Raw genomic sequence first — 14,046 nt, forward strand, 5'->3', positions numbered from 1 at the left:
CGCCCCGTGAGCCGTCCCGCCCCCTCCTTCGAGCTGCTTCCCGGTGCCGGCGACTCGCCGGTGATCCTGCACGTCCCGCACTCGGCGCGGGAGATCCCGGCGGACGTGCGGGCGGGGATCGTGCTGGACGACGAGGCGCTGGAGCGCGAGCTGGACCACATCGTCGACGCGCACACCGCGGAGATCGCCGCGCGGGCGGCGGCGCTGGCCAAGGCCGCTCCCTGGCGGTTCGTGAACCGGCTGTCGCGGCTGGTCGTGGACCCGGAGCGGTTCCCGGACGAGCGCGAGGAGATGCTGGCCGTGGGCATGGGCGCCGTGTACACGCGGACCACGCACAAGGACGAGCTGCGGGCCGGCGACCACGATCCGGAGCCGCTGATCGAACGGTACTTCCGGCCGTACGCCCGGGCCATGACGGACGCCGTGGCCGGACGGCTCGCCGCGACCGGGCGGGCCGTGATCGTCGACGTCCACTCCTATCCCGCCGAGGCCCTGCCCTACGAGCTGCACGGCTCGGGCCCCCGGCCGCCCGTCTGCCTGGGCACCGACGCCTTCCACACGCCGCCCGAGCTGGTCGCCGCCGCCCGCCGGGCCTTCGGGGAGGACGTCGGGCTGGACAGCCCGTTCAGCGGGGCGTACGTCCCGCTGGAGTACTACGCGACGGACCCCCGGGTGTCCGCGCTGATGGTGGAGATCCGCCGGGACACCTACATGACCGAGCCGGGCGGCCCGGCGGGACCGGGCCTGGAGCGCCTCGCCGAGGCGCTCGCGACGCTGGTCGCCGCCGTACCGCGCTGACGGGCGGACGGCTCAGGCCCGCAGCCACTCCGTCACGACCACCTCCCCGCCCGTCCGCAGCCGCAGCGCGAAGGGGCCGGCGGGCGGGACGTCGCTGGTGAAGCGGCCCATCGTGTCCGCGGTGAGGGTGTCCGGCGCGGCCGGGTGCGGGCCGCCCAGGACCTCGATACGGGCCGGCTGCGGCGGCAGCACCTGCCCGATCAGACCGTGCGCGGTCACCTCCACGTCGACACTCAGCTCACCGGTGCGGAAGGTGAGCATCCGCGGTACGTCGGTCGCGCCGCGCACCGGGACGGAGTCCACCAGGGAGTCGAAGGTCAGCTCGGCGAGGCGGGCGTCGAGGTCGTGCAGGCTGTAGGCGTCCACGGCCACGCGCCGCAGCTCGGCCGGAACCGGGTCGAGGACGGCGGCGGCCTGCCGCAGCTCCTCCTCCAGCACTCCGGAACCTAACTCCGCCTCGTCCAGGGTGTGTTCGTCGTACGCGTCGAAGCCGTCGTCGGCTCCGCCGTTGTCGATGTGGTTCACAGTGCTCCCCGTGCGTCGAGTCGGGCGCGCAGCCGGCGCAGACAGCGCTGGCGCAGCGGCCCGATGCTGCCGACGGCGATGCCCAGGGCGGCGGACACCTCCTGATAGCTGGGCGGCGGCGAGGCCATCAGCACGCGCAGCAGCTGCCGGCAGCGCTCCCCCAGTTCCTCGAACTCCTGCCACAGCCGCCGGACCCGCTCGCTCTGCGCGGCCGCCTCCTCCGAGTCGAGCAGCGACTGCTCCGGCGTACGGTCCTCGCTGACCCGGTCCAGGAGTTGCGGGTCGTCGGTCGGCGTGAGCCGCCGCCAGCTCCTGATCACCTTCAGCGACTCGTGCCGCGCGGTGCTCGCCAGCCAGGATCCCGCCTTGTGCGGTTCGCGGATCCGCCCGAGGTGCTGGGCGAAGCGGAACCAGACCGTCTGGTAGACCTCGTGCGCGTCGGCGTCGGAGAGCCGGTGGGCGCGCACCACCGACCACACCAGCGGGCTCAGCCCTTCCACCAGCGCCTTCCACGCCGCCGCGTCGCCGTCGACGGCGGACTGGACGAGCGCGCCGACATCTGCACGGTCCACGGCCCCACCCCTCGTGTACGGCAAGTCATCGTACGCCGTGGTGGGGACTGCCCCGGCCCTCATGCGCGGGCGACCGGCCGCTCGGCCGGCACGGCACGCCAGGTGGGCGGCCGCAGCGCGGGCACGTGCGCGCCGCGCACCTCCGCGAACCCGGCGTTCGCCGCGAGCAGTTGCGTCCGGGCGGCACGCGGGTCGTTCTCCTTGTGCGCCGTCATGTGCGCGGCGACCAGCCCGGCCACGACGGGGGTGGCGAAGGAGGTGCCGCTCCACTGCGCGAGCCCCTGGAACATCACCTGGTCCGGCTTGGCGCCCGCGCTCTCGTCGCTCAACACGCCGGTGTGGACGGGGCTCTGGCAGGTGCAGTCGTAGGCGAAGCCGTAGCGGCAGGCGTCGTACGTCGAGTGCTGGTACACGTACGGCACGGGCGTGGCCCAGCCGGTGAGGGCGCTGGTCAGGCGCTCTCCGGGGGCGTAGACGTTCACCCAGGGGCCGTGGTTGCTGAAGCAGGCGCCGAACTCGCCGTCGCCGCGCAGCGCGCCGACCGACAGCACGCTGTCCTCCCAGCCGGGCAGGGCGGCATAGGCGGCGGGCCAGAACGGGGTGGCGCTGCCGTTGTTGCCGGCGGCGGCGACGAGCAGGGTGTGCCGCTCGCGCAGTTCCTCCATGAACGCCTGGACTCCGAGCAGGCCGTCGGTGCGGCCGTTGGAGGTGCCCGCGGACAGGCTGAGGATGTCGGGCCAGCCGTTGACGTCGACGGCCTCGAAGAGCTTGTCGCCGAACTCCGACTCCAGGACGGCCCCGGCGTCGTTCAGCGTGTTCCGTACGGTGACGTCGGTGTTGGGTGCCACGGCGGCGACCAGCCCGGCGATGAACGTGCCGTGGCCGACGTACTGCTGGAGGACGCCCTGCTCGTCGGTCTCCCGGATCTGCAGATCGCCGTCGGCGTGCGCGAGCAGCGGGTAGGAGCCGTGGTCGGCCATCAGACCGGTGTCGACGACGAGGACCCCGACGGCGGTGTCCGGGTCGTGCGGGCCCTCGTCGGCGGCCGGGTTGGGCGCCGCGCCCTGCGGGGCGGGGGCGGGTTCGTCGCCGGGGCAGGCGTTGACCGCGATCGACACCACGTGGTTGCGGCTGACCAGCCGGCGGCCCGCGCGTCCCTCCGTCTGCCGCAGCGCGCGCAGCGCGCCCGCCACCGCCCGGTCCGCTCCGGCGGCGCCCTCGCCGGGGTCGCCGACCTGGATCCGCGTGATGCCGGAGCGGTTCCGCCGCGGGCTCGCGCGGCGCACGGTGTCGGGGGTGAGATCGGCCGCCTCGGTGAAGAAGGTGCGGACGGTGTCCTCGACGAGCTGCGCCTCCTCGCCGTCGCGGGCGAGGACGACGCCCTTCTCGTAGAGGAACTCGGCGGAGTCGTCCGGTCCCATGGCGAGCGGGACGTCGCGCATCGCGCGCTGGATCTGGTCGAACTGTTCACGGAATCGCTGTGGAGCCATGGCGTGTCCTCCCGTTACGGCGGCGATCGTCAACTAGAGCGCTGCTGCCGCCGATTGATACAGAGACGAACCGGTGGGGCGTGGTTCCCGGGAACGGCGGCCACTACCATCCGTGGGGTGAGAGCGGGAAGCGACTCGGTTCTCGAACTGCTGCCGATGGTGTTCGCCGCCCCGAACGAGGCGCTGGACCGGGCACAGGAGGTGCTCGCCACCGATCCGTCGCCGCTGCACGCCTCCGTGGCGCACCAGGTGATCGGCATCTGGCAGCGGGACTTCGGCGATCTGCGGATCGCCCTGCACCATCTTCGGCGTGCCCGGGACCTGGCGGCGCGCGCGGACTCTGCGGAGCGGGAGGCGGACGTCCTCGGCACGCTCGGCGTGGCGCTGGTGCACGCGGGCCGCACCCGGCAGGGCCTCGCGGCGTTCGAGCGGGGCGTGGCCCGGGGCACGGGGCACACCCGGGCGCGGGTGCGGTACCGCAGGGCCTACGTCTGGTGGGTGCTCGGACATCATCGTGAGGCACTGGAGGACGTACGCCGGGCGATTTTGGTGCTGCGGCAGGCGGACGACGTGATCTGGACGGCGCGGGCGCTGACGCTGCGCGCGACGGTGCATCTGGCGCTGGGCGCGGTGGAGCGGGCGGACGCCGACTTCACGGCGGCGGAGGCGCTGTGGGAGACCACCGGCCAGGAGCACGACAAGGCCGACGCGGTGGAGAGCCGGGGCCTGGCCGCGTTCCGGTCCGGGGACGTCCCGGCCGCGCTGCGGCTGCTGGACGAGGCGGAGGAGCGGTACGCGAAGCTGGGCACGCCGACGTTCATGCTGAACATCCGGCGCTGCGAGGTGCTGATGGCGGCGGGGCTGGCGCCGGAGGCGCTGGCCGAGGCGGACGCGGCGATCGCGGTGCTCGACGGGATGGGCGGGCAGTCCACCCGGAAGGCGGAGCTGTTGCTCGCCGCCGCCCGCGCGGCCCGGCTGGCGGGCGACCCGCACACCGCGATCGCCCGCGCGGCGGTGGCCGTACGGCTGTTCTGCGGGCAGCGGCGCACCTGGTGGGAGACGCACGCCCGGCTCGTGCTGATCGAGGCGCGGGTGGCCGCCGGGCGCGGTTCGGGACGGCTCGTCGCGGACGCCGCCGCGGTCGCCGAGCGGCTGGCGTCGTTCGGGGCGCCGGCCGCGCCGGAGGCCTCGCTGCTCGCGGGCCGGATCGCGCTGGGCCTGGGCTGGACGGCGGACGCCGAACGCCATCTCGCGGTCGCCGCGCGCAGCCGGCACAGCGGTCCTCCGCTGGCCCGGATGACGGGCTGGGCGGCGCAGGCGCTGCGGGCGCGGGCCGCCGGTTCGGCGCGGGGGGTGCTGGAGGCCTGCCGGCGCGGGCTGGACGTGCTCGACGACCACCGGATGACGCTCGGCGCGTCCGAGCTGCGGGCGCGGGCCACCGAGCAGGGCGCCGAACTGGCCGCGCTGGCCCAGCGGGCGAGCCTCGCCGGGGGCGGGCCGCGCCGGCTGCTGGTGTGGAGCGAACGCTGGCGGGCCACCGTGCTGTCCGCGCCGCCGACCCGGCCGCCGGCCGATCCGGCGCTGCTGAGCGGGCTGACCGCGTTCCGGGAGATCGCCGCCCGCGCGGAGGCGGCCCGCTGGGAGGGCCGTCCCGTGCCGGCGCTGGAGCGGGAACAGCGGCGGCTGGAGCGGGAGGTGCGGTCCCGGACGCTGCACATCCGCGGCGACGCGCCCGGCGACGGCCACCGGTTCGACGTGGGACGGCTGCTGGACCGGCTGGGCGGGACCCGGCTGGTGGCGCTGGCGGTGCTGGACGGGCGGGTGCAGGTGCTGCTGTGCGGCCGGGGGCGGGTACGGCGGTTCGAGGCGGGGCTGCTGGCGGAGGCGGAGGTCGAGGCCGAGCACGTGCAGGCGGGGCTGCGGCGGCTGGCGCATCCGGGGGCCGAGGGGCGGCTGCCGGTGGTGGAGGCCGCGGGGCGGCGCCTGGAGGAACTGCTGCTCGGCCCGGCCACCGCGCATCTCGGCGCGGGACCGGTGGTGATCGTGCCGCCCGCGCGGCTGCACCGGGTGCCATGGGCGCTGCTGCCCTCGCTGCGGCATCGGGTGGTCAGCGTGTCGCCGTCGGCGAGCAGCTGGCTGCGGGCCCGGGAGACCGAACCGCCGCCGGGCGGCCGCCAGGTGCTGGTGCGCGGGCCGGGCCTGGCGACCGGCGGCGCGGAGGTGCCGGAGGTCGCCGACCGGTACGCGGAGGCGAGGGTGCTGGAGCACGAGGAGGCGCGGGTCCCCCGCGTCCTGGAGGAACTGGACGGCGCGGCGCTCGCCCACATCGCCGCGCACGGCACCTTCCGCGCCGACAGCCCCATGTTCTCGTCGCTGCGCATGGCGGACGGCCCGCTCATCGTGCACGACTTCGAACGCCTGGACCGCAGCCCGTACCGCATCATCCTCTCCAGCTGCGACACCGCCCGCCTCGCCTCCGTCGGCGCCGACGAACTGCTGGGCCTGGTCACGGCGTTGCTCCCGCTCGGCACGGCCGGTGTGGTGGCCAGCAGCGCCCCCGTCAACGACGCCGCTGTGGTCCCCCTGATGCTGGCCCTCCACAAGGGCCTCACCACCGGCCTCTCCCTCGCCGAGGCCCTCCGCGACGCCCGCACCGCCCTCCCGGACGACGCCCTGCACCAGGCGACGGGGTGGGCGTTCACGGCGTTCGGGGCGGCGTGAGGACTGCCACCGGCAGCCGTTGCGGAACGACGGCAGCGTGGGCATCCCTTGCGGGGCGAGCGGTGCGGCGCGCTGTTCGGCCGACGGTCCCACCACGCCGGCGAACAACCCGGCCCGCCGGACAGCCCGACGCGCCGCCCCCGGTCGCCGCCGTGACGGACGCGGCCACCGCGTCAGGCGAACACGCGCGTCCTGAGCACCAGACGGCACGGGCGGCCACGCCGGTCGGCGGACAGCCGGGCGCGAACAACGGCGCCCAGACCGCTTGGCGGCGCGGGACGCCCGTCAGGCCGGCTGGGCCGTGGGCAGTTCCACCAGCCACGGCAAGGACCCCCGGTCGGCGGCGCCGAGGCGGGCGTAGGCGCTGTAGAGGTGGTTGCCGACGGTGCGGACGGAGAGGGTGAGGCGTTCGGCGATCTGGCGGTTGCTGAGTCCGGCGGCGGCGAGGGTGACGATCTGCCGCTGGCGGGCGGTGAGTTCGCCGAGGACCAGGCCGGACAGGGCGGGGGTGCGCGCGCCCGGGCAGCGCCGGGCGAGGGCGACGGCGCGGGTGCGCGAGGTGCGGGCGGCGAGCGGGTCGCGGTGCGCAGGTACCGCCTGGGCGTACGCCTCGGCGGCGAACAGCAGCAGTCCGCGCTCCTCCAGCCGGGCGGCCACCCGGTCCAGGGCGGGCCCGTCCCGGCGGACGAGTGCGGCGGCGTGCTCGGCGAAGAGACCGCCTGCGGGGAGCCGGTCGAGGACCGCCTCGGGAGCGCCGAGCCGTACCGCGTCGTACAGCGCGAGGGCGTCCGTGTCCGGCTCCGCGTGCTCCGTCGCGTCGAGATCGCCCCGCGCGGCGGCCAGCCAGACCGCCGCTCTGCCCTCGGGATCACGTCCGCCCAGGGCCTCCCGTGCCGCCTCGGCGTCTCCCGACTGCGCGGCGGCCAGTACGAGTTCGGTACGGCAGGAGACGTCACCGGCGTCGTCCCTCAGCCCTTCCCGCGCCCACGCCGCCGCCTCGCGCAACTCGCCCCGCAGCAGCGCGTACCGCGCGCGTACGGCGGCGTACCCGGCCGGCACCGGATGGCCCTCCGCCGCCAGCCACTCCCCCACGGGCGCGGCCGGCGCGCGCACGTCGGCCTCGGTGATCCGGCGGGACAGGCCGGCCGCCTCGGCGGTGAGCGCGGGGCCGTGGCGGCCGGGGTCGCCGGCCAGCCGCCGGGTGCGCAGTCGGCCGGCGGTGGCGCGCAGGGCCGGGCCGTGCAGGGGGTGGGCGAGCCGGACGTGGTGCCGTTCGTCGAGGCGGATCAGGCCGGCCGCCTCCAGGCGTTCCAGCACGCACAGGTCGAACGCGTCGGAGTCCGCGGCGAGGGGTTCGGCGAAGGCCAGCCGGTCCAGGGTCTCCCGCTCGTCGGGGTCGGTGCGGTCCAGGACCGGCGCGGCGTGCTCGCGGACGGCGGGGGTGACCGGTACCGGGCCCCGCCAGGCCCACTCGTCTGTGCCCGGCACCCGGTGGAGCAGCCCGCCGTCGCGCACCGCGTCCAGCAGGGCGCGCAGCAGCCGCAGATCTCCCCGGCAGAGCCGGTGCAGCCGCCGCACGGTGAGCGGTTCCAGTGCCCGGCCGGCGCCGGCCACGGCCAGCTGCGCGGTCTCCGCGGCGGGCAGTGGCTCCAGCGCGAGGCGGGGCAGCAGCTCGCCGGTCCACAGCCGGGACACCGCGCCGGGGGCCGGCGCGCCGTCGGTGGCTACGACCACCAGCCGGGTGCGGCCGTGCACGGCGAGCTGGTGCACGAGGGCGGCGGAGGCGTCGTCCAGCAGGTGGGCGTCGTCGACGAACAACAGCCGTACGGCGGGCAGGAGTTGCACTGCTCGGTGCAGGGTGACGGACTCGGGCAGCAGGTGGGCGAACGCGGCGAAGGGAATGCCCCGGGACTCGGGGGTACCGGCGGCACGGACGCACTCGGTCCCGCGTAACGCCTCGGTGACCAGCCGGGTCTTGCCGGCCCCCGCGGGTCCGGTGACCACGATGCCGTGCCGGCCGGCCGCCGGCGACCGGCGGACCAGCTCCAGTTCTTCCTCCCGTCCCGTGAACGGCCAGGGCAGCTGAAGGGTCTTCTGCATCTGAAGCGGGGTCCGGAGGGGGGGCTGAAGGGGCGTCTGAAAAGAAGTCTGAAGGGGGGTCTTCGCATCCTGTTCGTAAGTCGTCACGGCAGTAGGAGCCGCACTACTCAGGTTTGATACAGGGGCACTTGAGTAGACCCCGACTCAGGCGCCCGGGTGTCGTCCGACGGCACTCTGGTGCCATGACCGCACGCTACTGCTCCCTCGCGCAGCAGCCCGCCCCCGCTTTCGCGCCGGGGCTGGCCGCCGAGCGGATCGGTGCGCTCGTCCGGGGACACCGGATGTGGGTCAACGGCACCGTGCTGCACTACTACCTCTTCGACGGCGACGGCGACGGCTCCGTCATCCCCGTTCCGGGGACCGGGGAGACCCGGCGGGTGCCGTGGGCCGGTGCCAAGGAGCAGCAGGACGTGGTCCGGGAGTGCTTCGACGAGTGGCAGTGCCTCGGCATCGGGCTGACCTTCACCGAGGTCGGCGACCGGTCGGAGGCGGAACTGCGCATCGGGTTCCAGCCGGGCGACGGCTCCTGGTCGCTGGTCGGCAGGGACGCCCTCCGGGTCGGCCTGAACGACCGCACCATGAACTTCGGCTGGGACCTGACCGTGCCCGGCGAGCGCGCCGCGGCCCTGCACGAGATCGGCCACGCGCTGGGCATGCTGCACGAGCACCAGAGCCCGTTCGCCGGCCTCCACTGGGACGACGAGGCCGTCTACGAGGAGTTGGCCGGCCCGCCGAACCACTGGAGCCGGGACCGGACGTACGTCAACGTGCTGCGCAAGCTGGACCGCGACGAGGCGAACGGTTCCGTCTGGGACCCGCAGTCGATCATGGAGTATCCGTTCCCGTCGGGGCTGATCCTGGAGCCGGAGCAGTTCCGCGCGGGCCTGCACCCGCCGGGCACGCTCTCCGCGCTGGACAAGGAGTTCGCGCTCCGCTGGTATCCGCCGGCCGATGTCTCCGGCCCGCCCGCGCTGGCGCCCTTCCGGTCGGCGCCGCTGCGGCTCGGCCCCGGCGGGCAGGCCGACTTCACCGTCGAGCCGCCGGAGACCCGCGAGTACACCGTGGGTGTCTTCGGCGCCGCCGACACCGTCGTCGTGCTCTTCGAGGAACGCGACGGCGAACCCCGCTACCTCACCGCCCACGACGACGGCGGCACCCCCGCCAACGCCACCGTCCGGGCCCGCCTCGTCAAGGGCCGCCGCTATTTCGTCCGGGTACGCCTGTACTCCGCGTGGGGATCGGGCGAGACAGCCGTCATGTGCTGGTGACGGCACGACCACACAGACCACAGTCCGGCACCGGGGGAGCGGTCGAACGCGTCATCTTCGGGGGAGGTGACGCGTTCGACCGCGCGGTCGTGCGGAACGCCGTGGAAGGCCACCGGGAGAACCAGGGCGAGGCGGCCGAAAAAGGTCGAAAAGGTCGAAAAAACAAAGGCAAGGAGTTCACCCACTCCTTGCCACTCTCAACTTATAGCGCACCGGGGGGCTTGCGGCAAGGCCCCCGGTGTCCCGCAGAATCTCCGGCCTGAAGGCAGATCCTGCGGGAACGGGGTGTTGTGGTGATCGACGTGATCGTGGTCGGCGGCGGGCCGACCGGCCTCATGCTGGCCGCCGAGCTGCGGCTGCACGACGTGCGCGTGGTCGTGCTGGAGAAGCTGACCGAGCCGACCCTGGCCTCCCGCGGGCAGGGGCTGCACGCGCGCAGTGTCGAGATGCTGGACCAGCGGGGGCTGTTGGACCGGTTCCTCGCGGTCAGTGAGAAGTTCCAGGTCGGCAGCCTCTTCGGTGGCGTCGCCAAGCCGTGGCCGGACCGGCTGGACACGGCTCACCCGTACGGCCTCGCCACCCCGCAGCCGGTCACCGAGCGGCTGCTCGACGAGCGTGCCCGTGAACTCGGTACCGAGATCCTGCGCGGTGGCGAGGCGGTCGGGCTGAGCCAGGACGAGGACGGGGTGACCGTCGAGCTGGCGGACGGCACGCGGCTGCGTTCGCGCTATGCCGTCGGGTGCGACGGCGGCCGCAGCCTGGTCCGCAGGCAGCTCGGGGTCGGCTTCCCCGGCGAGCCCGCCCGGGTGGAGACGCTGCTCGGCGACATGGAGCTGACCGAGGATCCGGCGAAGGTCGCCGCCGTCGTCGCGGAGGTCCGCAAGACCCAGCTGCGCTTCGGCGTCATCGCCAACAAGGACGGCAGCCACCGCCTCGTCGTGCCCGCCGAGGGGGTGTCCGAGGATCGCGGGGTGCCGCCGACCCTCGAGGAGTTCAAGCGGCGGCTGCGGGCCGTCGCGGGCACCGACTTCGGGGCGCACTCGCCGCGCTGGCTGTCCCGGTTCGGCGACGCCACCCGGCAGGCCGAGCGCTACCGGGTCGGCCGGGTGCTGCTGGCCGGCGACGCGGCGCACATCCACCCGCCGACCGGCGGACAGGGACTCAACCTCGGCATCCAGGACGCCTTCAACCTCGGCTGGAAGCTGGCCGCCGAGGTGAACGGCTGGGCACCGGAGGGGTTGTTGGACACGTATCACGCCGAACGGCACCCGGTGGGCGCCCGGGTGCTGGAGAACACCCGCGCGCAGATGACGCTGCTGGGGACCGACCCGGGCGCGACGGCGTTGCGCGGCCTGTTCTCCCGGCTGCTGGACTTCGAGGAGGTCAATCGGTACGTGACCGGGATGATCACCGCCGTCGACGTGCGCTACGACCTCGGCGACGGCCACGAACTGCTCGGCCGGCGGTTGCGGGACGTGGGCCTGAAGCGGGGCCGTCTCTACGAGCTGATGCACGACGGCCGCGGACTGCTCCTCGACCAGACCGGCCGCCTCTCGGTGACGGGCTGGGCTGACCGGGTCGACCACGTGGTCGACGTCGGCGAGGAACTGGACGCACCGGCGGTACTGCTGCGCCCGGACGGTCACGTGGTCTGGGTCGGCGAGGACCAGGGGGATCTGCTGGACCACCTCCCGAGGTGGTTCGGCGCGGCCACCGCCCCCGGGGACGAGGACCGTTCGCGCGGCTGAGTACGGGTACTCAGCCCGGGTGAGTAGCCTCGCCCGCCCGGTCCGCCCGCCGGGAGGGGACCCTGGAGGGCAGGGGCCGACCCGGCCCCGCCACGAGGAGGAGACCCGTCATGCACTCTGCCCGCCATCTCGCCGCCCGGTACAGCCGCGGGGACACCGCGCTGCTGGTGGCCTGCGGTTACGCCGCGGTGGTCCTGGGGGTGACCGCCTGGCTGCAGAGCCTGGTCGTGTTCGGTGACCCGGGGTTCGGCGGGGTGTGGCTGATCGCGGTGACCCTGCCGATCTCGGTCCCGCTGCTGGCCGTGCCGGCTCCGGCGGAGACGTTCGCGCTGGTCCTGGCGGCGGGTGGACTCGTGCAGGCCTGGGCGCTGTGGCGGCTGCTCAGGGGGAAGCGGCTCGGTGAGCGGAGCGGCGCTCGGCGTTCCTCCGGGGCGCTCGTCGACGCCGGTCAGCCGGGGCGGTGCCCGGGCTCCGAGTCGTCGGGGTCGACACCGGTGAAGGCGGAGTCGTCCTTGGTGCCACTGGGCCGGCCGGAGCGGCCCCTGCGGCCGGTGTCCCGCATCCCCTGCTCGCTCTCGGCGTCGTACTCCTGGCCTCCCATGGTCTCGCTCTTCGCGACGTCCCCGGGGACCGGCGTGCGCTCCTCCTTGGCCGTCTTGCGGCCCTTCCCGGGCGGCGGCGCGTGCTCCTCCGCGTGGAAGGAGCGGCGGGCGCTGGGATTCTCCTGCTGCTCGGTCGCGTCCACGTCCGGGGACCAGCCGTGGTGCTCGGAGCCGTGGTGACGACTGGGTCCCTGATCACCCGACGGTTTGGACGACCCGTGCTCCTTGGCCATGCGCCGACCTGCCTGTCCGCTGTCGTGGGAGGGCACGCTGCTGTGCCCCGAACACTGAAAGTGTCCCACTTCCGTACATCGCAGGCATATCCGGCGACAGGCGCCGAGCTGTCTGCCGGGCGGCCCCCGGGCAGCCCGCCAGGCGGCCGGAAGTATCACCCATACGAGTGATGTGCGGGATTCATGTCGACGCGCGCATGGCGAAATGTCCAACCATCTCGCCATGCGCATCCTGCTCATCGCCAGCGCCTACAACAGCCTCACCCAGCGTGTGCACGCCGAGCTGCGTGATCGCGCGTACGGCGTCGCCGTCGAGGTGACCTCCACGGGCGACGCCGTGCGGGCCGCCGTCGACCGGCACCGGCCCGACCTGATCGTGGCCCCGATGCTGAGGACGGCCGTACCGCGTGACGTGTGGGCGGCACGGACGTGCCTGATCGTCCACCCGGGACCGGTCGGCGATCGCGGGCCGTCATCCCTGGACTGGGCGCTCCAGGAGGGCGCCGAGCGGTGGGGCGTCACCGTCCTGCAGGCCGAGGAGGAGATGGACGCCGGGCCCGTGTGGGCGACGGCGGACTTCGCCGTGCCGCCCGTGGGCAAGAGCGACCTGTATCGCAACGAGCTGGCCGACGCGGCCCTCGGCGCGGTGCTCACGGCCGTCGAGCGGTTCGCGTCCGGCACCTTCTCCCCCACCGACCAGCGCGCCCTGCCGAGCACACCGGGGGCCCGCGCCCGGCCCGCGATGCGGCAGGCGGCCCGCCGCATCGCGTGGGACGAGGACACGACCGGGACGGTCCTGCGCAAGCTGCGCGCCGCCGACTCCCAGCCCGGCGTCCTCGACGAACTGCTCGGTGCGGAATGGTTCCTGCACGGCGGCCGGCCCGAGCACCGGCTGCGCGGGCGCCCCGGCGAGCTGCTGGCGACCCGGGCGGGTGCCGTCTGCCGGGCCACGGTGGACGGCGCCGTCTGGATCCCCGAGCTGCGGGCCCGCACCCGGCCCGGCGAACCCCGCGCCTGCAAGCTGCCCGCCACCCTCGCCCTGGCCGGGCGTCTGCCCTGGCTGCCGGAGGCGGGCACGCCCGCGCTGCCGCCGGCGGACGACCCCGCGTGGTCGGACATCCGCTACCACGAGGCCGGCCCGGTGGGTGTGCTGTCGTTCTCGTTCCCCGGCGGGGCGATGTCCACGGACCACTGCCGGCGGCTGCTGCGCGCCTGGCGGGCGGCCTGCGAGCGGCCCACCGAGGTGCTGGTGCTGGGCGGCGCCCGGGACTTCTTCTCCAACGGCATCCACCTCGGTGTCATCGAGGCCGCCGCCGACCCGGCCGCGGAGTCCTGGGCCAACATCGACGCCATGGACGACCTCGTCGAGGCCGTCCTGACCACCACCGACCGGCTGGTGGCCGCCGCGGTCGGCGGCAACGCGGCGGCCGGCGGGGTGATGCTGGCGCTGGCCGCCGACGAGGTGTGGTGCCGCTCCGGCACCGTGCTCAACCCGCACTACCGGCGGATGGGCCTGTACGGCTCGGAGTACTGGACGTACACCCTGCCGCGCCGGGTCGGCCCCGCGGCCGCCGAACGGCTCACCCGGGAGGCGCTGCCGGTCAGCGCCGCCCGCGCCCTGGACCTCGGCCTGGCCGACCGGGTCGTCGAGTGCGCACCGGCCGGCTTCACCGCCGAGATCACCCGGTTGGCTCAGCGGTGGGCGGCGTCCCCGGGGGCGCGGGCGCGCCTCGCGGCGAAGAAGGCGGAGAGCGAGCGGCGGGAGGCCGTCACCCCGTTGGCCGCGGTCCGCGCGCACGAACTGGAGCGGATGCGCAGCATTTTCTTCGACCCCGAAGCGCCGTACCACGCGCTGCGCCGGGCGTTCGCCCGCAAGGAGACGGCACCGGACGGGGCGGCGGCCACGCGTGCGCGCGCGGCCGAGGTGCCCGACGCTTAGCGAGGATCGAACGGTTCCCTTCATCCTGCTCTGCCGCATTCCTCCCCGGA

General features: G+C 74.8%; 10 protein-coding genes. 6 read left to right on the plus strand and 4 right to left on the minus strand.

Annotation, left to right across the window (positions count from 1 at the left end; genetic code table 11):
• Positions 1 to 6 precede the first annotated feature (6 nt).
• Positions 7 to 798, plus strand: a complete 792-nt coding sequence (locus tag ACSU6L_RS04690; protein WP_437053819.1) for an N-formylglutamate amidohydrolase — start codon at positions 7 to 9, stop codon at positions 796 to 798.
• 12 nt (positions 799 to 810) lie between these two features.
• On the opposite strand, the gene ACSU6L_RS04695 is transcribed toward ACSU6L_RS04690, so the two are convergent.
• Genes ACSU6L_RS04695 through ACSU6L_RS04705 form a run of 3 tightly spaced genes read right to left on the minus strand, consistent with a single transcriptional unit; the run spans position 811 to position 3,385 of the window.
• Positions 811 to 1,263 (minus strand): hypothetical protein, encoded by a 453-nt coding sequence (locus tag ACSU6L_RS04695; RefSeq protein WP_437064761.1) that lies wholly within the window; start codon positions 1,261 to 1,263, stop codon positions 811 to 813.
• Positions 1,264 to 1,319: 56 nt separating this feature from the next.
• Positions 1,320 to 1,895: an RNA polymerase sigma factor gene (locus ACSU6L_RS04700; RefSeq protein WP_073944402.1), complete on the minus strand. Its 576-nt coding sequence runs from the start codon at positions 1,893 to 1,895 to the stop codon at positions 1,320 to 1,322.
• A gap of 59 nt (positions 1,896 to 1,954) precedes the next feature.
• Positions 1,955 to 3,385, minus strand: coding sequence for a S8/S53 family peptidase (locus ACSU6L_RS04705; protein WP_437053821.1), 1,431 nt, complete (start codon positions 3,383 to 3,385; stop codon positions 1,955 to 1,957).
• Positions 3,386 to 3,502: 117 nt separating this feature from the next.
• Here ACSU6L_RS04705 and ACSU6L_RS04710 point away from each other — a divergent pair, with 117 nt between their 5' ends.
• Entirely contained in the window at positions 3,503 to 6,106 is a 2,604-nt protein-coding gene (locus tag ACSU6L_RS04710; RefSeq protein WP_437053823.1) for a CHAT domain-containing protein, read from the plus strand.
• A gap of 285 nt (positions 6,107 to 6,391) precedes the next feature.
• On the opposite strand, the gene ACSU6L_RS04715 is transcribed toward ACSU6L_RS04710, so the two are convergent.
• On the minus strand, positions 6,392 to 8,206 hold the full coding sequence (locus tag ACSU6L_RS04715; protein WP_437053825.1) for a LuxR family transcriptional regulator AbsR2: 1,815 nt from the start codon (positions 8,204 to 8,206) through the stop codon (positions 6,392 to 6,394).
• Positions 8,207 to 8,388: 182 nt separating this feature from the next.
• Between ACSU6L_RS04715 and absR1 the strand changes: the two genes are divergently transcribed.
• The 4 genes from absR1 to ACSU6L_RS04735 all read left to right on the plus strand — a co-directional run bounded on the left by absR1 (position 8,389) and on the right by ACSU6L_RS04735 (position 13,996).
• Entirely contained in the window at positions 8,389 to 9,474 is a 1,086-nt protein-coding gene (gene absR1 / locus ACSU6L_RS04720; protein ID WP_437053827.1) for a beta-glucuronidase AbsR1, read from the plus strand.
• Positions 9,475 to 9,767: 293 nt separating this feature from the next.
• Positions 9,768 to 11,222, plus strand: coding sequence for a rifampin monooxygenase (gene rox, locus ACSU6L_RS04725; protein WP_437053828.1), 1,455 nt, complete (start codon positions 9,768 to 9,770; stop codon positions 11,220 to 11,222).
• 110 nt (positions 11,223 to 11,332) lie between these two features.
• Positions 11,333 to 12,004 (plus strand): SCO4225 family membrane protein, encoded by a 672-nt coding sequence (locus ACSU6L_RS04730; protein ID WP_437053830.1) that lies wholly within the window; start codon positions 11,333 to 11,335, stop codon positions 12,002 to 12,004.
• 276 nt (positions 12,005 to 12,280) lie between these two features.
• Positions 12,281 to 13,996 carry a hydrogenase maturation protein gene (locus ACSU6L_RS04735; protein WP_437053832.1) on the plus strand — a complete coding sequence of 572 codons (1,716 nt, stop codon included), beginning with the start codon at positions 12,281 to 12,283 and terminating at the stop codon, positions 13,994 to 13,996.
• Positions 13,997 to 14,046: the final 50 nt, after the last annotated feature.

Origin of the sequence: Streptomyces sp. enrichment culture (assembly GCF_964272855.1) — a bacterium.
GTDB lineage: Bacteria > Actinomycetota > Actinomycetes > Streptomycetales > Streptomycetaceae > Streptomyces.